Raw genomic sequence first — 20,524 nt, forward strand, 5'->3', positions numbered from 1 at the left:
CCGCTCGTCGAGCGACCGGCCTGATCGTCGGTCGGGGCGGCGCTAGGCTCGCAGCGTGTCGTTCTCCATGGGGCCAGCGCTGCTCTTCTGCCCGGCCGATCGACCGGATCGCTACGAGAAGGCGGCCGCGCGGGCCGATGCGGTGATCCTCGACCTCGAGGATGCCGTCGCCCCGGCCGACAAGCCCGCGGCTCGCGATGCGGTTCTCCGGCATCCGCTCGATCCAGACCGCACCATCGTGCGCGTCAACGGCGGCAGCAGCGGCGCGTTCGAAGCCGACCTGGAACTGCTCGCGCAGACCGCCTACCGTACCGTCATGCTCGCCAAGGCCGAGTCGGTCGAGCAGGTGGCGTGGCTCTCGGAGTATGCCGTCATCGCGATGTGCGAGACGGCGCGAGGGGTGCTCGCTGCGCCGGAGCTCGCGGCGGTGCACAACACCGTCGGGCTTGCTTGGGGAGCCGAGGATCTCGTGGCGACCGCCGGCGGCACCTCGAGCCGTCGAGCTGACGGGCGCTACCGCGACGTGGCGCGGCACGCGCGGTCGACGGTGCTGCTCGCTGCGGCGGCGCACGGTCGTGCCGCGATCGACGCCGTGTACGTCGACCTCGCGGATCTGGGCGGGCTCGCGGCAGAAGCGGAGGATGCCGCGGCGTCGGGCTTCGCGGCGTCGGCGTGCATCCACCCGAGCCAGGTCCCGGTGATCAGGCAGGCGTATCGGCCCGCTGCGCACGAGGTCGAGTGGGCGCGGGCCGTGCTGGTCGCGGCAGAGGGGGAGCCGGGTGCCTTCCGCTTCCGCGACGCAATGGTCGACGCCCCGGTGCTCGCCCACGCGAACCGCATCCTCGCGCGGGCCGACGCCCCGCAGTGAAGCGCGGGCGAGGGCGCCGCTAGATCTTGCGAAGCAAGACGCTCGACACGGTGTGATCGCTCGCCTTGCGCAGCACGAGTGAGGCGCGTGCTCGTGTCGGCAGCACGTTCTGCAGCAGGTTCGGCTCGTTGATCTCGGTCCAGAACCGCTTGGCGCGCGCTCGCGCCTCCTCTTCGGTGAGCGTGGCATACCGGTGGAAGTACGACTTCGGATCGGCGAAGGCTCCGCGCTGAAGCTTCAAGAACCGGCGCGTGTACCACTCGGCGATGTCGCCCGTTCGCGCATCGACGTACACGGTGAAGTCGAACAGGTCGCTCACAGCGAGTCGCGCTCCTGGCGTGGGCGGCTGCAGCACATTGAGCCCCTCCACGATCAGGATGTCGGGGCGCCGCACCACGACCTCGGCATCCGGCACGATGTCGTAGCTCAAATGCGAGTAGAACGGGGCACGCACCTCTGGGGCGCCGCTCTTCACCTGCGACACGAACCGCAGCAGCGCCCGCCGGTTGTAGCTCTCCGGGAACCCCTTGCGCTCCATCAGCCCCCGCCGTTCGAGTTCGGCGTTCGGGTACAGGAACCCGTCGGTCGTCACGAGCTCGACGCGAGGGGTGTCATCCCAGCGCGCGAGGAGTTCGCGCAACAGGCGCGCGATGGTCGACTTGCCCACCGCCACCGATCCGGCGACGCCGATCACGAACGGCGTGGTGCCGGCCTTTTCTCCGAGGAACGCGCTGACGTCGCGGTGCAGGCGACGCGCGCCCGCGGCGTACAGGTTCAACAGCCGACTGAGCGGGATGTAGACCTCTTCGACCTCGCGCATGTCGATGACATCGCCGAGGCCCTGCAGCTGCACGAGCTCGTACTCCGTGAGCGGCATCGCGGCGGCGGGCGCGAGTTCGGACCAGCGATCACGCCCGATCTCGACGAACGGGGTGAGCTGGCCGTTCGAGGCGTTCGCGGAACCCATTCCAGTCAGCGTAGTTAATACGAGAAGAACTTCGGATGCCGCGATCCGCGGTGCGGTCCGGGCACACCGCGCCGCGGTGGCGCGAACCGCCCGCGGGCCGGGCCATGCGGCGGAGCGCCGCCGCCCCGGCATCCGCTCGGAAACAGCACGGAAAGCGCCCCCTAGAATCGAGCGCATGTGTGGAATCGTGGGCTATGTCGGCAGTGACCGGAGCATCGAAGTGCTCATGGGCGGCCTGCGCCGGCTCGAGTACCGTGGCTACGACTCGGCGGGAGTCGCGGTCATCGACGGCGACGGCGACCTCGGTTCCCGCAAGCGGTCGGGCAAGCTCAAGGTGCTTGCCGACGACCTCAAGCGCCACCCCCTCGACAACGGCGGCACCGGAATCGGTCACACCCGCTGGGCGACCCACGGCGGTCCGACCGATGAGAACGCGCACCCGCACCTCGGCGACGACGGCAAGCTCGCCCTCATCCACAACGGCATCATCGAGAACTTCGCCGCGCTCAAGCAGGAGTTGCTCGACGCGGGCGAGACCTTCACCAGCGAGACCGACAGCGAAGTCGCGGCGCTGCTGGTAGGCCGCGCCTATCGCGAGACGGGCGACCTCACAGCCGCCATGCAGCAGGTGGTGAACCGGCTCGACGGCGCCTTCACGCTGCTCGCGATCCACCGCGACCAGCCGGGCGTCGTCGTGGGTGCCCGCCGCAACTCTCCGCTCATCGTCGGCCTGGGAGAGGGCGAGAACTTCCTCGGCTCCGATGTCGCGGCCTTCATCGAGCACACTCGCCGGGCCGTCGCGATCGGCCAGGACCAGCTCGTGACCATCCGCCCCGACGAGGTCACCATCACCGACTTCCACGGCAACGTGGCCGAGTTCGAGCCCTTCGAGGTCGCGTGGGACGCCTCCGCATCCGAAAAGGGCGGCTGGCCGAACTTCATGTCGAAGGAGATCAGCGAGGAGCCCGAAGCGGTCGCGAACACGCTGCTCGGTCGCGTGACCGACGGGCTCGTGCAACTCGACGAGCTCGCCGAACTCGATCAGACGCTGCGCGATATCGACCGCGTGACCATCGTCGCCTGCGGAACCGCCGCCTATGCCGGCATGGTCGGCAAGTACGCCGTCGAGCAGTGGGCGCGGGTGCCAGTCGAGGTCGAGCTCGCCCACGAGTTCCGCTACCGCGAGCCGGTGCTGAGCGAACGCACTCTCGTCGTGTCGATCAGCCAGTCCGGCGAGACCATGGACACCCTCATGGCGGTGAAGTACGCGGCCGAGCACGGTGCGAAGACGCTGTCGATCTGCAACACGCAGGGTGCCACGATTCCCCGCGAGTCGGATGCCGTGCTCTACACGCACGCCGGCCCTGAAGTCGCAGTCGCCTCGACGAAGGCCTTCGTCGCGCAGATCACCGCGCTGTACCTCTTCGGTCTGCACCTCGCACGGCTCCGCGCTTCGCTCGACGAACGTGCCCACCGCGACCTGGTGACCGAGCTGACGGACGTTCCGGCGAAGATCGATCTCGTGCTCGATACGAGCGAGCGCATCAGCGAGCTCGCGCACTGGATGGCAGACACCCGATCGGTGCTCTTCCTCGGTCGCCACGTCGGGTACCCGGTCGCTCTTGAAGGCGCGCTGAAGCTCAAGGAGCTGGCGTACATCCATGCAGAGGGATTCGCCGCGGGCGAGCTGAAGCATGGCCCGATCGCGCTCATCGAGCCCGGTCAGATCGTCTTCGTGGTCGTGCCGAGCCCGCGTGACGAGCGATCGCTGCACGCCAAGGTCGTCTCGAACATCCAGGAGATCCGCGCACGCGGTGCGCGCGTGATCGCGATCGCCGAGCAGGGGGATGCCGCCGTGCTCCCGTTCGCCGACGAGGTCATCCAGATCCCGCTCGCCGGACCGTTCTTCGAGCCGATGCTGGCCGTCGTGCCGTTGCACATCTTCGCTCGCGACCTCGCGACCGCGAAGGGCCTCGACGTCGACCAGCCTCGCAACCTGGCGAAGTCGGTCACTGTCGAGTAGTCCGTTCCGGGCCCCGGCCCGTCAGACTGGGTTGTGATGGATGAGGCCGGGAAGAGACCCCGTGAAGAAGGCTGCAGTGGAGAGAGCGCGCGCGTGATCGTGGGAGTCGGTGTCGACATCGTCGACCTCGCGCGATTCGAGCGCGCGACGAGCCGTACTCCGGGCCTCGTGGAGAGGCTGTTCGCTGAGAGCGAACGCACGCTCCCGTTGCGCTCACTGGCGGCCCGCTTCGCCGCGAAAGAGGCGCTCATGAAGGCGCTGGGGGAGACCGACGGCATCCGCTGGCACGACATGCGGGTCGTCTCGGATGCCGAGCGCAACCCGGGGCTCGAGCTCAGCGGGCGCGCGGCCGAGATCGCCAAAGACCGCGGCATCCGCGCGACGCACCTCTCCATGGCGCATGACGCCGGTGTGGCCATCGCCTACGTGGTGGCGGAGTCGTGAGCCTTCGCGAGGCGCGCATCGACCTCGGGTCGATCAGCGCGAACACGAGCGCGATGCGGCAGCGCGTCGGTGCCGACCACGTGATGGCCGTGGTCAAGGCGCAGGCGTACGGGCACGGCGCGATCCAGAGCGCCCGGGCGGCGATCGACGGCGGCGCGGACTGGCTCGGCGTGGTCGATCTCGACGAGGCGTTCGAACTGCGCGACGCGGGGCTGCGGCATCCGGTGCTCACCTGGCTGCACGCGCCGGACGTGAACTTCACGCCGGCGATCGAGGCGGGCATCGATCTCGGCATCAACTCGCTCGACCAGCTCGAGCAGGCGGCCGCCGCGGGGACCGCGCGCGCTGTCGCGAACGTTCACCTGAAGGTCGACACCGGTCTCGGTCGCAACGGCATTCCTGCCGAACGCGCCGAGCGGGTGTTCTCGCGCGCCGCCGAGCTCGAGCGACTCGGCCGCCTGCGTGTGCGGGGCTTGTTCAGCCACCTGTCGGGCACGAGCGACGCCGATGACGCCGACCAGGCCGCTCGGTTCTCCAAGCATCTCGCCGCCGCGCGCTCGTTCGGCCTCGATCCCGAGCTCGTGCATCTGCACGCCTCCGCGGGTGCGCTGCGCATGCCGCTCGGCGAGTGCACCATGGTGCGCCTCGGCATCACGATCTACGGGCTCTCGCCGCTGGAAGGCGTGACCTCGGCGGAGCTCGGACTCCGACCGGCCATGCGGCTCTCAGCAGAGGTCGTCGCGACGAAGACCGTGCCCGCCGGTCACGGTGTCTCGTACGGCTACAGCTATCGCACCCAGCAGCCGACGACTCTCGCGCTGGTACCGCTCGGGTACGCCGACGGCATCCCGAGGGCAGCCGGCAATCGCGCGCCGGTATCGATCAACGGCTACCGCGCAACCATCTCCGGGATGGTTGCGATGGACCAGTTCGTCGTCGATATGGGTGATCACCCCGTGCGCGTCGGGGATCGCGCCGTGCTGTTCGGCGACCAGAACGCGGGCGACCCACCGGTCGAGGAATGGGCGGAGGCTTGCGAGACCATCAACTACGAGATCGTCACCCGCATCGGCGGTCGCACCCGGCGGAGCTTCGTGCAGTGACGGGCGAAGCGGTGATCACGCGTTTCACGGTCGAGACGCCCGAGCGCATGCAGCAGCTCGGCGCCGCACTCGCGCGTCGATTGCGGGCAGGCGACCTGGTGGCGCTGAACGGCGAGCTCGGCGCTGGCAAGACCACGCTCACCCGGGGGCTCGGTGCCGCACTCGGAGTGCGTGGCACCGTCACGAGCCCGACGTTCGTGCTCGCGCGCACCCACCCGCGAGGCGACGGCGGCCCTCCGCTCGTGCATGTCGACGCGTATCGATTGAGCAGCGCGGTCGAACTCGACGACCTCGACATCGACTTCGAATCATCGATCGTCGTGGTCGAGTGGGGCGCCGGCATGCTCGACGGCATCAGCGACTCCTGGCTCGAACTCGACATCGTGCGGCCGATGGGCGGTGCGGATGCCGGGGATAGCCGCCGTGGTGAGGCCGTCGAAGCCTCGCTCGAACTCGACAGCAATGCGCGCTGGGGCGATGCCGCCGCAGGCGAGGCCGCCGACGAGCACGACGAAGACGACGAAGATGCCTTGGTGGGCGACCCGGACGCCCACGAGCGCCCCGCTGAGCGCCCCGCTGATCGTTCGGGGCCCGAGATGCCACCTGGGCTCGTGAACAGGCCGATGAGCGATGAGGGCGAGCTCGACGCTCCGCGGCCGAGGGTCGTCACCGTCACCGGCCACGGCCCACGCTGGCGCGATCTCGGTTTCCTGGCCGAATTCGGCGGCCGCAGCCGCGCGTAGGCTGAATGCCGTGCTGCTGGCCATCGACACCTCCATAGGAACGAGCGTCGCAGTGGTCGATCGCGACCGCGGCGTGCTCGCCGAACGCGCGACTTCGGACACTCGCTCGCACGCCGAAGTGATCGGCGCGTACATCGACGAGTGCCTCGGCGAAGCGCAGGTGGCGGCATCCGCTCTCTCAGCCGTCGCGATCGGCATGGGGCCCGGACCCTTCACGGGGCTGCGGGTCGGCATCGCCGCCGCCAACGCCTTCGCCTTCGGCATCGGCCGCCCGGTCGTGCGCGTCGTGAGCCACGACGCGGTCGCGTTCGCCGAGCTCCGAGCGGGCCGGCGCGATCCGGTGCTGGTCGTGAGCGACGCGCGTCGGCGCGAGGTGTACTGGTCGACCTATGCCGCGCCCGATTCCGAAGGTCTTCCGAAGCGTGTGCAAGGTCCGGCACTGACCCGTCCCGATGGCCTCGAAGACGCCGTCACCCGGCTCGACGAGTACCGCCGAGTCGACGCATCCGAGGTGTCAGCGGGTGCGCTCGGCATGCTCGCCGAGACGATGCACCCGCACGGCCGAGAGTTCGCGGCATCCGAGCCGCTGTACCTGCGCTCACCCGACGTGACGCTCGCCAAGGCCCCAAAGCGGGTGACCGGATGACGGAGCACACCGACGCCGGGTCGCCGCGCGCCCGCGGACCTTGGCTGCTGCGCCGCGCCTCGGTCGACGATCTCGACGCCATCATGGGCATCGAGCAGCGCACCTTCCCGACCGATGCATGGTCGCGCGAGGGCATGCACGCCGAGCTCGTGGGAGCGCACCGCTACTACTTGGTCGCCATCGCGACGGATGCCGGCGGCACTCCCGCCACGAGCGAGACCAACGCCTCCGCCGAGCCCCGAGCCTCGACCGAGGTCGTCGACGCCTACGCGGGTCTGCTCGCACCACCCGGTGCGGCGCAGGGCGACATCCAGACCATCGCGGTCGAGGAGCGCGCGCGGGGCAAGGGGCTGGGACGGCTGCTCATGCACGCGCTCATCGCTGAAGCGCGCAGGCGCGGCATCCGCGAGCTCTTCCTCGAGGTGCGCGCTGACAATCCGCCGGCCCGCCACCTGTATGACGCGCTGGGCTTCGCGCAGGTCGGCGTTCGTCCGCGCTACTACCAGCCCGACGGCGTCGACGCGATCGTCATGCGACTCCAGCTCCCCGAGGCGCGCATGGAGTTCACAGAGCGCAGTGCCGTCGTTGATTCCGCGAGTGATCGCGCGCAACAAGACCCCCGGGCGGAGAGGAGCGAGGCATGACCGAGGCAGCCCCACTCGTGCTCGGCATCGAGACGAGTTGCGACGAGACCGGAGTGGGCGTCGTCCGCGGCACGAGACTGCTTGCGAACGTGATCGCCAGCTCGATGGAGCAGCACGCGCGGTACGGCGGCGTAGTGCCCGAGGTCGCGGCTCGCGCGCATCTCGAAGCGCTCACGCCGACGCTGACGACGGCGCTCGACGAAGCCGGGGTGACGCTCGATGAGCTGGATGCGATCGCGGTGACGAGCGGACCGGGGCTCTCGGGCGCGCTCATGGTGGGCGTGGGAGCTGCGAAAGCGCTCGCCGTCGCCACCGGCAAGCCCCTTTACGCCGTGAACCACCTGGTCGGACATGTGGGCGCCGATGTGCTGAGCACCGGCGACGATGGCGGCGCTGAGGTCGAGTATCCGACCATCGCCCTGCTGGTGTCAGGAGGGCACACCTCGCTGCTGCTCGTGCGCGACCTCATCTCCGATGTCGAGTTGCTCGGCGAGACCATCGACGACGCTGCCGGCGAGGCATTCGACAAGGTGGCTCGGCTGCTCGGGCTGCCGTACCCGGGCGGTCCGCAGATCGACGCGGCCGCGGCATCCGGAGACCCCACCGCGATCCGCTTCCCGCGCGGGCTCAGCCTGCCGAAGGACATGGCGGAGCACCGCTACGACTTCTCGTTCTCAGGACTCAAGACCGCCGTCGCGAGGTGGGTCGAGCAGCGACAGGATGCCGGTGAACCGGTGCCCGTGGCCGATGTCGCCGCGAGCTTCCGCGAAGCGGTCGCCGACGTGCTGGTCACCAAGGCCATCGCCGCTTGCAACGATCTCGGAGTGCCGAGGCTGCTGCTCGGCGGCGGGGTGGTGGCCAACGCTCGAGTGCGAGCGCTCGCGGAGCAACGAGCGGATGCCGCCGGCATCGCGCTGCGGATTCCGCCCCTGTCGCTCTGCACCGACAACGGCGCGATGATCGCCGCGCTCGGGGCCCAACTGGTCGCGGGAGGGCGCCCGCCGTCAGGCCTCGGTTTCGCCGCCGACTCCACACTGCCGGTCACCGACATCCAGGCCTGACCCCAACCGGCGGTCGTCGCCCACCGCCGCCTGTTCCCCTGCCTCTCGCCGCCCCTCTACCGCTCAGGCCGGACCTCACCCGTCTCCGGTGACCGTTACCCGCCTCGGCCAGAGTTGCTGCTCTGGCCGGCGTGGCCAACTCTCGCCGCAGTGGATGAACCCCGTCGCGCAGTCGGCTCTTCGTCGGTTCGGGGTGCTGTTGTCCGCCTGGGCCAGAGTTGTTGCTCTGGCCAGCGTCGCGAACTCTGGCCCGCGCGGCCAGCCGGGCCCGGGCCGCGAAGCCGAGCCTGCGCGGGAACCCGGGCCCGGCGTGGCTGACTCTCTCCGGTGGGTGGAACCGGGCGGCCCGAGGTGGCGCTCGCGAAACCGCGCGGTTCCTTCACAGGTGGGCCATGCCGAGGATCGGCCTCAGGGTGCGACCCCTCGGCGGTTTCGACTCGCCTTCACATGGTCGGATGCGGCATGACTCACGATGCGATGGCACTCACAGCGCTGCTCACGGCGGGCCGTGGGCTCACCACCACGCGCCGGCTTCACGACTTCGGCTTGACCGACCGCGACATCGAACGCTGCGTGGCCAACAAGGTGCTGGCCAGGGTGCGCAGAGGCGTCTTCGCCGACTTCGCGACGTTCTCGCAGCTCGACTCGCGCGAGCGCCACGTCCTGCGCTTCCGGGCGGAAGCTCTGTCGATGAGGTCGGCCCCGGTCGCTTCGCACCTCACTGCGGCGGCGCTGCACGGACTTCCAATCATCGACGGGTGGCCCGATGCTGTGCATGTGGCCGACTTCGGCGCCCGCGGAGGCAGTGGATGGCCCGGCCGGGTCACGCACCGAGCGGGCGAAGAAGTCGAACCCGTTGACATCGACGGGATGCTCGCAACGCCGCTGTCACGAACAGTGGTCGACCTCGCACGGATTCTGCCATTCGCGTCGGCGCTCGCCGTGGTCGACGCGGCGCTCCGGGGCGATCGCGGCAACAGTGCTCGCGGCGTGCTCGCGGGTGCCGCGCCGCCGCGGAGACCGGTTTCCCGCGCGGAGCTTCTGGCCGAGCTTGCGACCTCGTCACGGAGATTGGGAACTCAGCGTGCTCTGCGCGCTGTCGAAGCCGGGGACCCGCTGGCCGAGAGCGCCGGTGAATCGCTGAGCCGCGGTCGAATGATCGAACTGGGGTTCGTCATACCGCAGCTGCAGGTGCGCTTCGGCGACATCGAGGGCGGAAGCGCGATCGTGGACTTCTACTGGGAGGGCCTCCGTGCGATCGGCGAGTTCGACGGGATGGTCAAGTACTCGCGCTCGCTGGAACTCGAGGGGAGAACCGCCGCTGACGTGGTGGTGCGGGAGAAGCGGCGGGAAGACGCGCTGCGACGCCGAGTCGCCGCGTTCCACCGCTGGACCTGGGCTGATGCCATCGCGGCGCCGAAGTTCGCAAGGCTGCTTGCTGAGTTCGGCATCCCGTTGAGGTGACCGCCCTCCCTCTCCAGTGCTAGGGACGAGGCACTCGAACACCTTGCGGTGTTCTACCCGGGCCACAGCTCGGCATTTCTCGCCAGGCCGGCCGGCAGCCACCCCGGGTTGCGGCTCCCGCCGACGCGCCCACTCCCGGTTCGCCACCTGGGCCAGAGTTCCTGCTGTCTCCGGGGAGGGAAACCCGCTCCGAGGCGGCGTCCTGGTGACTGGCCGACTTTCGATGCTGATTGACACCTGAAAGCAGCACTGGTTGCATTGCCCTTGCCGACTTCGGCTCAATAATCCCCGGAAGGACCCATTCCTCGTATGACCACGCCTGCCCCGCAGCCCACGCCGTACTACTCGGCTCCTGCGCAGCAACAGAAGACGAACGTGCTCGCGATCGTCTCCCTCGTCACCTCGATCATCGGCATGTCGCTCATCGGCGTGATCACTGGTCACATCGCGCTCTCGCAGATCAAGCGCACCGGCGAGAACGGCCGGGGTCTCGCGCTGGCCGGAACCATCATCGGCTATGCAGGCATCGTGCTCAGCGTCATCCTGGTACTGGCGTTCCTGCCGTTCATCCTGGCCGGTGCGGCCATGTCGAGCTACTGAGCCCATCACCGAGGAGGCCACAATCATGTCGAACGTTCCCCCGCCGCTCACGCCGGATCCGGACGAGCGGCCGCAGCAGGCAGGCTCCGACGCGCCGACTTCGCCCGAGGCGCAAGCCGCTGCACAGCCCGACGTCCCCGGGGCGCCCGTTCCGCCTCCCGCTCCTGAGCCGCCGGCCGCGCCGAGTGCGCCGCCCGGTGCGACCATGCCGCCTCCCGGCCCTGGGGCTCAGTCGTACGGGGCTCCGCAGAGTCCCTACGGAGCCTCGGGGGCCTCGCCGTACGCGACCCCACCCGCTGGTCCTGGCGGCCCCAACGCCCCGTACTCCTACTCGCAGCCGGGCGCTGGCACGAAGGCGCCGGTGCTGAGCATCATCTCGCTCATCGCCGGAATCGTCGGCGTCATCGGCTCGCTCGCTGTCGTCTGGATTCCGATCATCGGTGGCATCCTGCAGCTGTTCATCCCGGCTGCCGCCGTCGTGCTCGGCTTCCTGGGCAAGAAGCGCGAGCCCTGGGCGTCGAAGGGCCTCTGGCTCACCGGCATCATCCTGGGCTTCGCCGGCATCGCGATCGGCCTGATCTCGATCATCGCGTGGATCGCCCTGTTCGCCGCCTTCGGCAACTCGGGATACACCTACAACTACTGATGCTCTGAGCGCCGGAGTGAAGCCCGACAGGGGCATTCGCTCCGGGCCTGGCCTTCCGTGTCGTCGCGAGGTGAATGCCACGCGCTCGGACGGTTCCGTCGCCCCCGTCTCACCAGGCGGGGGCGACGTCGCGTTCCGGCGAGGCGACGGTCGTTCAGACGCGCTCGGCGAGCAGCGCGAGACGGCGCTCGCCGACCCGCGTGAGGATCAGCGTGGCGGCCGCATCGCCGCGCAGCCCGAGCTTCGTTCGGAGCGCTGCCGGGTCGACGTCCACGCCGCGCTTCTTGATCTCGAGTGAGCCGATGCCCCGGGCGGCGAACTCGCGCTTCAATGAGCGGATGTCGAGCGCGAGCGTCGCCGTGATGCGGAACGCCTGCGCGAACGGCGTCGGCATGAGACGATCCGCGGTCACGTACGCGATCGTGGGATGCAGCATCCGCGCATCCAGGCTCCGCGCCAGGTCGCCGATGAGCCGGGCTCTGATCACAGCGCCATCCGGCTCGTAGAGATACTCGCCAAGCCCGCCAGGCGGCTCGTCTTCGCTGTCGGCGGCGCCGTCGAGGCGCGCGGCTCCGTGCTTGCCGAGCACCAGCGCCGATCGTCGCACGCCCTCCCGAGCGGCCGCGCCGAACCACGCCCCGAGTTCGACCACCTCGCGGTCGACCGACACCCACTGCGCCTCGCAGTCAGCGGGAATCAGCTCGCGGTCGATACCTGGGCCGAGTTTCACACCACCGGATGCCGTGGCTCGCGCCAGTCCGAACGCTACATCGAGCGAGGGCGACCAGTCGGCCGCGTCATTGAGACGGCGCGAGCCCGACCGGCGTGCGGGGTCGAGGTACACGCCGTCGAATCCGGCGAGGTCGAAGCCCTCCGCCTCGCCCTGGCGAACGGTGGCGTTCGAGAAGGGAGCGAGGTTGAAGCCCGCGATCGCAGCCGTCACCTCGTCGCGATCGACGGCGACCACGTCGAGTCCTAGGCTCGCGAAGGCGAGCGCGTCGGCGCCGATGCCGCAGCCCAGGTCGGCGACGCGCGTCGCACCTGCGTCCGCGAAACGACCGGCGTGGAGTGCGGCGACCTGCAGTCGAGTGGCCTGCTCGAGACCCGCTTCGGTGAACAGCATCCGTTCCGCGAACTCGCCGAACTTCGCGCGGGCACGGGCCCGGAGCTTGCGCTGCGAGAGCACGGCCGCCACGAGCGCGGGGGGGTGCCCCTGCCGACGCAGGCCGGCGACCGCAGTGACGACATCCTCCTTCGACTCGGCCGGCGGCAGCTCATCAAGCAACCGCAGCCCGTCGAGTGAGAGCAGCTCGCGCAGTTCGCCCGCATCCATCGTTCAATCTTGGCCCACTGGGGCGCGCGTTCCGGAGAGAGGGCTAGCGGTCGAACTGCGTTGGCACTCGGATTGCGTGAGTGCCAGGCCGCCCCTACACTGTGTTTTGGCACACTCCAGCGGAGAGTGCTAACCCCTGGATCTTGTCAGAAAGAAGAGGACAACCGTGTCGGTCTCCATCAAGCCGCTCGAGGATCGCATCGTCATCAAGCAGGTCGAGGCAGAGCAGACGACTGCTTCGGGTCTCGTCATTCCCGACACCGCCAAGGAGAAGCCGCAGGAGGGTGAGGTCGTGGCGGTCGGCCCCGGTCGCATCGACGACAACGGCAACCGCATCCCGCTCGACGTTGCTGTCGGCGACAAGGTCATCTACTCGAAGTACGGCGGCACCGAGGTCAAGTACGGCGGCGAGGACCTCCTCGTGCTCTCGGCCCGCGACGTGCTCGCGGTGGTCGTGCGCTGAGCTGACGGTCAGCACCACTTCTCGAACGGCCCGGAGCTTCGCCTCCGGGCCGTTCGCCGTCTCTGCGCAATCTTGAGCACCGGCGCGCGCTTGAGCACGGGCGCGCGGCCGTCTCTGACACGCCGCATCGCGTGCTGGGCTCGTCGGCCGCACCGCGGACAACCCGGCATCCGTCACGATCCCGATGAGCCCGTTTCGCTGCCCGCCCCAGGCATGAGCTGGCGATAGCGTCGTTTCGTCCGTGTTCCCCGACCGTCCGAATGCCGGTCGATGGCCACCGCCCGGCGCCCCCTCGTGAACCAGCACGAACGGCGTGCCGCGGCGGGCTCGACGAGAGAGAACTGCATGTCGCGCGCTCGCACCTCCGCCGCAATCGGCCTCGCCGCCTTCATCGCGCTCGCCGCGGTGGGCTGCGCGCCCGAGACTCCAGCCGAGCCGGAGCCCACGGCCGCCCCCGCGATCGAGGTCGAACCGAGCGGTGACGGGGTTCTCGTGATCGGCACGGTGACGGATGCCGCAGCCGGCGGCGCCGCGATCGTTGCCGGGGTCGAGCTCGCCGTGCGCGAGATCAACCAGGCGGGCAGCATCGGCGACGGGCCGGTCCAGGTCTACCACCGGGCGGCGAGCAACCCATCGGCCGTCGATGAACTGGTTGCTCGCGGTGCCGACGTCGTCATCGCGCCGGCATCCGTCGTGCTCGAGGCGCGCGAGGGTCTGCCGGTCATCGTCGTGACCCCCTCGACCGCGCCGAGCGAGCAGATGCTCGCCGTGCTGCAGCAGCTCGAGCCGGCGCTCGCCGACTTCACCGGAGCGAGCGAGGCCTACGCGGCGGCGGTCGAAGCGGCCCTCGCCGCCGTGCTCGCCGAGGACGACGGCGGAGCTTCCATCGAGGCGCAACTGGCGCAGGTGTCTGCGGGAGACGCCGAATGCTTCAGCTTCGGTGAGTGCATCAGCGCTCGGGCGGCCGGGTTCGCGATGGCGTTCGCCGGGCCCTCGCGCTGACCGTTCGCCGCCTGTTCAACACTGACGGCATCCATCGGCCGGGCGCACTCGGAATACCTGGCGCGCCCGTCGGTTAACATCGAGTACCGGGTTCGGCGCGGCATCCGGGACCCTGATTCGTTCCGAGCCCAGGAGAACAATGGAACAGCCAGACCCCTTCGGTTTCGTCGGCCTCACGTATGACGATGTGATGCTGCTGCCCGGGGCGACGGATGTCATCCCGAGCGAGGTCGACACCTCCACGCGTCTGACCCGCCGCATCCGCGTCAATGCCCCGCTGCTCTCGAGCGCGATGGACACCGTGACCGAGACGCGCATGGCGGTCGCCATGGCGCGTCAAGGCGGAATCGGCATCATCCACCGCAACCTCTCGATCGAAGACCAGGCGAACCACGTCGACAAGGTCAAGCGCAGCGAATCGGGCATGATCACGAACCCCGTGACCACGACCGCCGATGCCTCGGTGGCCGAGGTCGACGAGCTCTGCGGCAAGTTCCGGGTCTCCGGGCTGCCTGTCGTCGAGCCCGACGGCAAACTCGTGGGCATCATCACCAACCGCGACATGCGCTTCGTGCGGCCGGCCGCCAAGGCCACCACGAAGGTGCACGAGGTGATGACGCGGATGCCGCTCATCACCGCACCGACCGGTATCACCGCTGACGACGCGATGCAGATCCTCGCCGAGCACAAGATCGAGAAGCTGCCCCTTGTCGATGGCGACGGGAAGCTCACCGGACTCATCACGGTGAAGGACTACGACAAGACCGAGCAGTACCCGCTCGCCACCAAGGACGAAGACGGGCGGCTGCGCGTCGGCGCCGCGATCGGTTTCTTCGGCGACGCCTGGCAGCGCGCCGGCACGCTCGTCGACGCGGGTGTCGACGTGCTCGTGGTCGACACCGCGAACGGCGAGTCGGCCGGCGAGATCAACATCATCAAGCGCATCAAGGCCGATCCCGCGTTCAAGAACGTCGACGTGATCGGCGGCAACATCGCTACGCGCTCGGGCGCTCAGGCCCTCATCGATGCCGGTGCGGATGCCGTCAAGGTCGGCGTCGGCCCCGGCTCCATCTGCACCACCCGAGTGGTCGCAGGCGTGGGCGTGCCCCAGGTCACCGCCGTGTACGAGGCGTCGCTCGCGGCGCGCGAGGCGGGCGTTCCGATCATCGCCGACGGCGGACTGCAGTACTCGGGCGACATCGCCAAGGCGCTCGTGGCTGGAGCCGAGTCGGTCATGCTCGGCTCGCTGCTCGCCGGCACCGACGAGAGCCCCGGCGACCTCATCTTCGTGAACGGCAAGCAGTACAAGACGTATCGCGGCATGGGCTCGCTCGGCGCGATGCAGGCGCGCGGCAAGAAGACCTCGTACTCGCGCGACCGCTACTTCCAGGCTGATGTGCCGAGCGACGATGAGCTGATCGCCGAGGGCATCGAGGGCAAGGTCGCGTACCGCGGCGCAGTCGGCACGGTCGTGTACCAGCTGCTCGGCGGACTTCGGCAGTCGATGTTCTACGTGGGTGCTAGGTCGATCGAGGAGCTGCGCTCGAAGGGCAAGTTCGTGCGCATCACCGCCGCGGGTCTCAAGGAGTCGCACCCCCACGACATCCAGATGGTCGCGGAGGCGCCGAACTACCGCCGCTGACCTAAGGCGCCCATACTGCTCCAAGCGCCAGCGTGCGCGCCAACTTGAGACGGTTGCGCCTGAACGCGCTGGCGCGATTGTCTCCATCTGGCGCTGAAGCTGGTCACTGCCGGGGTGAATGTTGACCCGATGGCCGAGACGGCCATCGGCGCTGGCGCCGCGGCCAAGGCCCGAAAGGGCCTTCGCTCCAAGCTCCAGCGCGCGCGCAGATAGGCTGGTTTCGTGAATGAGCTCGAGATCGGCCGCGCGAAGCGTGCCCGCCAGGTGTTCGCCTTCGACGATGTGGCCGTCGTGCCGAGCCGTCGAACTCGTGACCCGCGCGACGTGTCGGTGAGCTGGTCGATCGACGCCTTCCAGTTCGACACGCCGATCATCGCGGCTCCCATGGACTCCGTCGTCTCGCCTGAGACGGCGATCCAGATGGGCCGCCTGGGCGGTCTCGGAGTGCTCGACCTCGAAGGCGTCTGGACGCGCTACGAGGATGCCGAGGAGGTGCTCGCCGAGATCCGCCAGTTGCCGCACGACACGGCCACCGAGCGCATGCAGGAGCTGTACTCCGAGCCCATCAAGCCGGAGCTGATCACGCAGCGCCTCGAGCAGATCCGCGCGGCGGGTGTACCGGTCGCCGGCTCGCTGAGCCCGCAGCGCACGCAGGAGTTCCACGAGACCGTCATCGGGGCCGGTGTCGACCTCTTCGTGATCCGCGGAACCACGGTGAGCGCGGAGCACGTGTCGAAGAACGTCGAGCCGCTGAACCTCAAGAAGTTCATCTACGAACTCGATGTGCCGGTCATCGTCGGCGGCGCCGCCACCTACACGGCGGCGCTGCACCTCATGCGCACCGGCGCGGCTGGCGTGCTCGTCGGCTTCGGCGGGGGAGCGGCGTCGACCACCCGCACCTCGCTCGGCATCCACGCGCCGATGGCGACGGCGGTCGCGGATGTCGCCGGCGCTCGCCGCGACTACCTCGACGAATCGGGCGGACGCTACGTGCACGTCATCGCCGATGGCGGGTTGAACACCAGCGGCGACATCGTCAAGGCGATCGCCTGCGGTGCCGACGCGGTCATGCTCGGCACCGCGCTCGCGCGTGCCGAGGAGGCGCCGGGCGGAGGCTGGCACTGGGGCGCCGAGGCGCACCACGCCGAGTTGCCGCGCGGCCACCGCGTCGAGGTCGGCACCATCGCGTCGCTCGAGCAGGTGCTGTTCGGGCCCTCGCGCACCTCTGATGGGCGTGCCAACCTGGTCGGAGCCCTTCGGCGGTCGATGGCCACCACGGGCTACTCCGACCTCAAGGAGTTCCAACGGGTCGAGGTCGTCGTCGGGTCGTTCCGACGCTGACACCAGCCGCGCGGATGCCGAGGGCTCCCGGCGGCGTGAGGGAGACGAGCGCATGACGGAGGACGAATGGCGGTCAATCAGCGTACGGTGAGCCGGTCGTCGAAGCTCGGACCGGACGAGCGGGCCGCCGCGATCGATGCGCTCCGCACGAAGGAACTCGACATCCTCGTGATCGGCGGCGGCGTCGTAGGCACGGGCGCGGCGCTCGATGCGGTGACGCGCGGCCTCAGAGTCGGCATCGTCGAGGCGCGCGACTGGGGCAGCGGCACCTCGAGCCGCTCGTCGAAGCTCGTCCATGGCGGCATCCGGTATCTCGAACAGCTCGACTTCAGGCTTGTGCGAGAGGCGCTCATCGAACGCGGTCTGCTGCTGCAGCGCATCGCACCCCACCTGGTGAAGCCGGTGCGCTTCTTGTACCCGCTGACCAAGCCGATCTTCGAGCGGCTGTACATCGGCGCCGGGATGCTGCTGTACGACCTCTTCAGCTACACGGGCGGTCGTCCGCCGGGCGTGCCGTGGCATCGACACTTGACGAAGCGGCAGATCCGGCGTGCGGCTCCGAGCCTCGCGGGTGACGCGTTCATCGGAGGCATCAGCTACTACGACGGCCAGGTCGACGACGCGCGGTTCGTCGCGAGCCTCGCCCGCACGGCATCCTTCTACGGCGCGCACGCTGCCAACCGCGTGCGAGTCGAAGAGTTCCTCAAAGTCGGCCAGCGGGTCGTCGGGGTGGTCGCGCACGACCTGGAGACGGGCGAGCGCTTCGAGATCCGCGCCAAGCAGATCGTGAATGCGACGGGGGTCTGGACCGACGACACCCAGGCGATGGTCGGCGAGCGCGGCCAGTTCAAGGTGCGAGCCTCGAAGGGCGTGCACCTCGTCGTGCCTCGTGACCGGTTCCACTCGAAGCTCGGGCTGCTGCTGCGCACCGAGAAGAGCGTGCTGTTCGTCATCCCCTGGGGAAGGCATTGGCTGATCGGCACGACTGACACCGATTGGAACCTCGACAAGGCGCATCCCGCCGCGACCGCGGCCGATATCGACTATCTGCTCGAGCGAGTGAACGAGGTGCTCGCCGTGCCGCTCACCCGTGAAGACGTGGAGGGCGTCTACGCCGGTTTGCGCCCATTGCTCGCCGGCGAGAGCGAGGAGACGTCGAAGCTCAGCCGCGAGCACGTGGTCGCGCACACGGTGCCCGGTCTGGTCGTGGTCGCCGGCGGCAAGTTCACCACCTACCGTGTGATGGCGAAGGACGCGATCGACGAGGCGGCTGCCGCCCTCGACGGCAACATCCCGCCCAGTTGCACTCAAGACATCGGGCTGCTGGGCGCCGAGGGCTATCGCGCCGCGTGGAACAAGCGCGCCAAGATCGCGCGAGCCTTCGGAGTGCACACCGCGCGGATCGAGCACCTGCTCAATCGCCACGGCGTGCTCACCGACGAATTGCTCGATCTGATCCGCGCGCGGCCCGAGCTCGCCGAGCCCCTGCCCGGCGCCGACGATTACCTGCAGGCCGAGGTGGTGTACGCGGCGACCCACGAGGGCGCGCTGCACCTCGATGACGTGCTCGCCCGTCGCACGCACGTCTCGATCGAGGCGTGGGACCGCGGGGTCTCGGCGGCGCCGATCGCCGCTCGGCTGATGGGCGAGACGCTCGGCTGGGATGCCGCTCGAATCGACCGCGAGATCGAGCACTACCTGAAGCGGGTCGCCGCCGAGCGCGCCAGCCAGGAGCAGCCCGACGACGAGTCGGCCGATCGAGTGCGGCTCTCGGCGCCCGATATCGCGTCGCGGTAGCCGCTGCCCTCCTCCTCGCGACCGCGCACCCGGACCGCCGTCGCGCGGGGGCCCGACTCTCTTGGCCGAGCGCGCTGCTGCTGCGCCTCTCCGTCGCGCAGTCACCCCGTATCCCTTCGTCGCGCGGTCGCCCCGCATCCCTTCGTCGAGATGCCAAGAAGTGCTGCAGATTCGCCGCCGGGGGCGCACTTCCTGTCATGTCGGCGGCTGGTTTCGGCGGAGTCCGCAGACAGCAGGAGAGCGGATGCCGAGCCTCGGCTGTGAGGTGGTGCGCAGCGGCGCGAACTAGGCTTGTGGCCCGTGTGGAGAGTTGCCCGACGGCCCAAGTGGATCGGCGTGCTGGTCGCGTGTCTGGCCGTCGCGGCGGCGTTCGCGCTGCTCGGCCAATGGCAGCTCGAGCGCAGCTTCGACCAGGCCGTGGTCATCGAGCGCGACACTGAGACCCCGCATCCGATCGAGGCGGTCACCGCTCCCCAGCAGCCCGTCTCCGAGACGCTCGCTGGCCTGGTGGTCACGGTCGAGGGGTCATTCGTCGCCGGCGATTTCGTGACGCTCACCGAGCGGCTGCAGCACGGCGAGCCGGGCGATTGGCTGGTCGGCCACTTCCTCACCACGGAGGGCGCGAGCCTCGCGGTCGCGGTCGGATGGCAGGCCGACGACAAGGGGTTCGACTCGGCCGCCGACGAGCTCGTCGCACTCGGGGCCATCGAGATCGAGGGGCGCTACCTGCCGAGCGACTCTCCGACCCAATCGGAGTACGAGGAGGGCCAGCGGTCGGCGCTCGCGGTCGCCGAGCTCATCAATGAGTGGAGCGAGGTCGACGGCGTGTACAGCGGCTACGTCGTGTCGCACACCGACCTCGGTGTCTCGGCATCCGGTATGGAGGCCATCGACTCGCCCAAGCCGGATTCCGAGTTCGAGCTCAACTGGCTCAACATCTTCTATGCCATCGAGTGGGCGCTCTTCGCCGTGTTCGCCGTGTACCTCTGGTACCGGCTGGTGAAGGATGCCTGGGAGCGCGAGGTCGAACTTGCCGAGCTCGAGGCGGCAGGGGCCGGAGCGAGCGCGGAGGCCGAAGCAAACGCAGAGACCCGGGCGAACGCGGCGGCAGGCGGCGCCGCGCATTCCCCCGCAGTGACCTCCAGCGGTTCGCGGGCAGCATCCGGCGCTCAGGAGCCGCTGCAGCGTGCGCCGGTAGAATGACCGGCATGGCCCTTGCTCCCCGCCTCGAGACGTTTCCGCAGATCCGGGGCAGCCTGAAGTTCTACCAGGTGACCGCCTACATCACCGGTGTGATGCTGCTGCTCCTGTGCGTCGAGATGGTGCTGAAGTACGCGTTCGGCACCGAGATCGAGTTCGGCGGGGCATACGGTCTCATCGCGTTCGTGCCCTCGGGCACGGTGCAGGCCGTCAACCTGAGCATCGGCATCCTGATCGCCCACGGCTGGCTCTATGTCGTGTACCTGATCGCCTGCTTCCGTCTCTGGACGTTCATGCGCTGGCCGTTCCTGCAGCTCGTGCTGCTCGCCACCGGCGGCGTCGTGCCATTCCTGTCGTTCATCGTCGAGGTCAATGTGACCCGGCGCATCAAGCGCTATCTCGCCAGCCGAGAAGCCGAGCTCGTGGAGGTTGCTGATTAGCGCCGCAGACCGCTCCGAACAGCCCTCCGACGGGGCTCCAGGCGACGCCGTCGCAGCCTCGATCGATACCGGCGAGAGCGACACCGACCTCGTCGAC

At 69.3% G+C, this 20,524-nt stretch carries 20 protein-coding genes; 18 read left to right on the top strand and 2 right to left on the bottom strand.

Annotated features, from left to right (window positions below; all coding sequences use genetic code 11):
* The first annotated feature begins 55 nt into the window (after positions 1 to 55).
* Positions 56 to 868, top strand: a complete 813-nt coding sequence (locus tag QF206_RS06495) for an HpcH/HpaI aldolase/citrate lyase family protein (protein ID WP_281488398.1) — start codon at positions 56 to 58, stop codon at positions 866 to 868.
* A 19-nt stretch (positions 869 to 887) separates the two neighbouring features.
* Here QF206_RS06495 and coaA read toward each other — a convergent pair whose 3' ends face one another.
* Positions 888 to 1,835: a type I pantothenate kinase gene (coaA, locus tag QF206_RS06500; protein ID WP_281488399.1), complete on the bottom strand. Its 948-nt coding sequence runs from the start codon at positions 1,833 to 1,835 to the stop codon at positions 888 to 890.
* Positions 1,836 to 2,010: 175 nt separating this feature from the next.
* On the opposite strand from coaA, the gene glmS reads away from it, so the two are divergent.
* The 10 genes from glmS to QF206_RS06550 all read left to right on the top strand — a co-directional run bounded on the left by glmS (position 2,011) and on the right by QF206_RS06550 (position 11,209).
* Positions 2,011 to 3,858, top strand: a complete 1,848-nt coding sequence (gene glmS, locus QF206_RS06505; protein ID WP_281488400.1) for a glutamine--fructose-6-phosphate transaminase (isomerizing) — start codon at positions 2,011 to 2,013, stop codon at positions 3,856 to 3,858.
* 93 nt (positions 3,859 to 3,951) lie between these two features.
* Entirely contained in the window at positions 3,952 to 4,302 is a 351-nt protein-coding gene (locus QF206_RS06510) for a holo-ACP synthase (RefSeq protein WP_281488597.1), read from the top strand.
* Positions 4,299 to 5,405 (top strand): alanine racemase, encoded by a 1,107-nt coding sequence (gene alr, locus QF206_RS06515; RefSeq protein ID WP_281488401.1) that lies wholly within the window; start codon positions 4,299 to 4,301, stop codon positions 5,403 to 5,405. The genes QF206_RS06510 and alr overlap by 4 nt, the downstream gene beginning before the upstream one ends.
* The gene (gene tsaE / locus QF206_RS12475) at positions 5,402 to 6,148 is read left to right on the top strand and encodes a tRNA (adenosine(37)-N6)-threonylcarbamoyltransferase complex ATPase subunit type 1 TsaE (protein ID WP_422785365.1); all 747 of its coding nucleotides are present in this window, start codon (positions 5,402 to 5,404) and stop codon (positions 6,146 to 6,148) included. Before alr ends, tsaE begins: the two co-directional genes overlap by 4 nt.
* A 10-nt stretch (positions 6,149 to 6,158) precedes the next feature.
* Complete coding sequence (gene tsaB, locus QF206_RS06525; protein ID WP_281488402.1) at positions 6,159 to 6,794, top strand: tRNA (adenosine(37)-N6)-threonylcarbamoyltransferase complex dimerization subunit type 1 TsaB; 636 nt, start codon at positions 6,159 to 6,161, stop codon at positions 6,792 to 6,794.
* Positions 6,791 to 7,438 (top strand): GNAT family N-acetyltransferase, encoded by a 648-nt coding sequence (locus QF206_RS06530; RefSeq protein ID WP_281488403.1) that lies wholly within the window; start codon positions 6,791 to 6,793, stop codon positions 7,436 to 7,438. The genes tsaB and QF206_RS06530 overlap by 4 nt, the downstream gene beginning before the upstream one ends.
* Positions 7,435 to 8,499: a tRNA (adenosine(37)-N6)-threonylcarbamoyltransferase complex transferase subunit TsaD gene (gene tsaD / locus QF206_RS06535; RefSeq protein WP_281488404.1), complete on the top strand. Its 1,065-nt coding sequence runs from the start codon at positions 7,435 to 7,437 to the stop codon at positions 8,497 to 8,499. Before QF206_RS06530 ends, tsaD begins: the two co-directional genes overlap by 4 nt.
* 462 nt (positions 8,500 to 8,961) lie before the next feature.
* Positions 8,962 to 9,963: a hypothetical protein gene (locus QF206_RS06540; protein ID WP_281488405.1), complete on the top strand. Its 1,002-nt coding sequence runs from the start codon at positions 8,962 to 8,964 to the stop codon at positions 9,961 to 9,963.
* 309 nt (positions 9,964 to 10,272) lie between these two features.
* Positions 10,273 to 10,563 carry a DUF4190 domain-containing protein gene (locus QF206_RS06545; RefSeq protein ID WP_281488406.1) on the top strand — a complete coding sequence of 97 codons (291 nt, stop codon included), beginning with the start codon at positions 10,273 to 10,275 and terminating at the stop codon, positions 10,561 to 10,563.
* A gap of 25 nt (positions 10,564 to 10,588) precedes the next feature.
* The gene (locus QF206_RS06550) at positions 10,589 to 11,209 is read left to right on the top strand and encodes a DUF4190 domain-containing protein (RefSeq protein WP_281488407.1); all 621 of its coding nucleotides are present in this window, start codon (positions 10,589 to 10,591) and stop codon (positions 11,207 to 11,209) included.
* A 154-nt stretch (positions 11,210 to 11,363) separates the two neighbouring features.
* Here the strand turns inward: QF206_RS06550 and QF206_RS06555 are convergent, their stop codons facing one another.
* Complete coding sequence (locus QF206_RS06555) at positions 11,364 to 12,542, bottom strand: class I SAM-dependent methyltransferase (RefSeq protein ID WP_281488408.1); 1,179 nt, start codon at positions 12,540 to 12,542, stop codon at positions 11,364 to 11,366.
* Between the two features lie 166 nt (positions 12,543 to 12,708).
* Between QF206_RS06555 and groES the strand changes: the two genes are divergently transcribed.
* The 7 genes from groES to QF206_RS06590 all read left to right on the top strand — a co-directional run bounded on the left by groES (position 12,709) and on the right by QF206_RS06590 (position 20,427).
* Positions 12,709 to 13,005, top strand: coding sequence for a co-chaperone GroES (groES, locus tag QF206_RS06560; RefSeq protein WP_173183376.1), 297 nt, complete (start codon positions 12,709 to 12,711; stop codon positions 13,003 to 13,005).
* 345 nt (positions 13,006 to 13,350) lie between these two features.
* The gene (locus QF206_RS06565) at positions 13,351 to 14,007 is read left to right on the top strand and encodes a hypothetical protein (RefSeq protein ID WP_281488409.1); all 657 of its coding nucleotides are present in this window, start codon (positions 13,351 to 13,353) and stop codon (positions 14,005 to 14,007) included.
* A 139-nt stretch (positions 14,008 to 14,146) separates the two neighbouring features.
* Complete coding sequence (gene guaB, locus QF206_RS06570) at positions 14,147 to 15,649, top strand: IMP dehydrogenase (protein WP_281488410.1); 1,503 nt, start codon at positions 14,147 to 14,149, stop codon at positions 15,647 to 15,649.
* A gap of 222 nt (positions 15,650 to 15,871) precedes the next feature.
* Complete coding sequence (locus QF206_RS06575) at positions 15,872 to 16,990, top strand: GuaB3 family IMP dehydrogenase-related protein (protein ID WP_281488411.1); 1,119 nt, start codon at positions 15,872 to 15,874, stop codon at positions 16,988 to 16,990.
* Positions 16,991 to 17,056: 66 nt separating this feature from the next.
* Positions 17,057 to 18,787: a glycerol-3-phosphate dehydrogenase/oxidase gene (locus QF206_RS06580; RefSeq protein ID WP_281488412.1), complete on the top strand. Its 1,731-nt coding sequence runs from the start codon at positions 17,057 to 17,059 to the stop codon at positions 18,785 to 18,787.
* A 300-nt stretch (positions 18,788 to 19,087) separates the two neighbouring features.
* Entirely contained in the window at positions 19,088 to 19,990 is a 903-nt protein-coding gene (locus tag QF206_RS06585) for an SURF1 family cytochrome oxidase biogenesis protein (protein ID WP_281488413.1), read from the top strand.
* A gap of 5 nt (positions 19,991 to 19,995) precedes the next feature.
* The gene (locus QF206_RS06590; RefSeq protein WP_281488414.1) at positions 19,996 to 20,427 is read left to right on the top strand and encodes a DUF3817 domain-containing protein; all 432 of its coding nucleotides are present in this window, start codon (positions 19,996 to 19,998) and stop codon (positions 20,425 to 20,427) included.
* Positions 20,428 to 20,524 lie beyond the last annotated feature (97 nt).

This window comes from Ruicaihuangia caeni (assembly GCF_029952955.1).
GTDB lineage: Bacteria > Actinomycetota > Actinomycetes > Actinomycetales > Microbacteriaceae > Ruicaihuangia > Ruicaihuangia caeni.

What these genes read in the sequence shown, in the direction of transcription:
- coaA (WP_281488399.1), bottom strand. Translation starts at nt 1,835, where the DNA reads ATGGGTTCCGCGAACGCCTCGAACGGCCAGCTCACCCCGTTCGTCGAG.
- glmS (WP_281488400.1), top strand. Translation starts at nt 2,011, where the DNA reads ATGTGTGGAATCGTGGGCTATGTCGGCAGTGACCGGAGCATCGAAGTG.
- QF206_RS06530 (WP_281488403.1), top strand. Translation starts at nt 6,791, where the DNA reads ATGACGGAGCACACCGACGCCGGGTCGCCGCGCGCCCGCGGACCTTGG.
- tsaD (WP_281488404.1), top strand. Translation starts at nt 7,435, where the DNA reads ATGACCGAGGCAGCCCCACTCGTGCTCGGCATCGAGACGAGTTGCGAC.
- QF206_RS06540 (WP_281488405.1), top strand. Translation starts at nt 8,962, where the DNA reads ATGACTCACGATGCGATGGCACTCACAGCGCTGCTCACGGCGGGCCGT.
- QF206_RS06545 (WP_281488406.1), top strand. Translation starts at nt 10,273, where the DNA reads ATGACCACGCCTGCCCCGCAGCCCACGCCGTACTACTCGGCTCCTGCG.
- QF206_RS06550 (WP_281488407.1), top strand. Translation starts at nt 10,589, where the DNA reads ATGTCGAACGTTCCCCCGCCGCTCACGCCGGATCCGGACGAGCGGCCG.
- QF206_RS06555 (WP_281488408.1), bottom strand. Translation starts at nt 12,542, where the DNA reads ATGGATGCGGGCGAACTGCGCGAGCTGCTCTCACTCGACGGGCTGCGG.
- QF206_RS06565 (WP_281488409.1), top strand. Translation starts at nt 13,351, where the DNA reads ATGTCGCGCGCTCGCACCTCCGCCGCAATCGGCCTCGCCGCCTTCATC.
- guaB (WP_281488410.1), top strand. Translation starts at nt 14,147, where the DNA reads ATGGAACAGCCAGACCCCTTCGGTTTCGTCGGCCTCACGTATGACGAT.
- QF206_RS06580 (WP_281488412.1), top strand. Translation starts at nt 17,057, where the DNA reads ATGGCGGTCAATCAGCGTACGGTGAGCCGGTCGTCGAAGCTCGGACCG.
- QF206_RS06590 (WP_281488414.1), top strand. Translation starts at nt 19,996, where the DNA reads ATGGCCCTTGCTCCCCGCCTCGAGACGTTTCCGCAGATCCGGGGCAGC.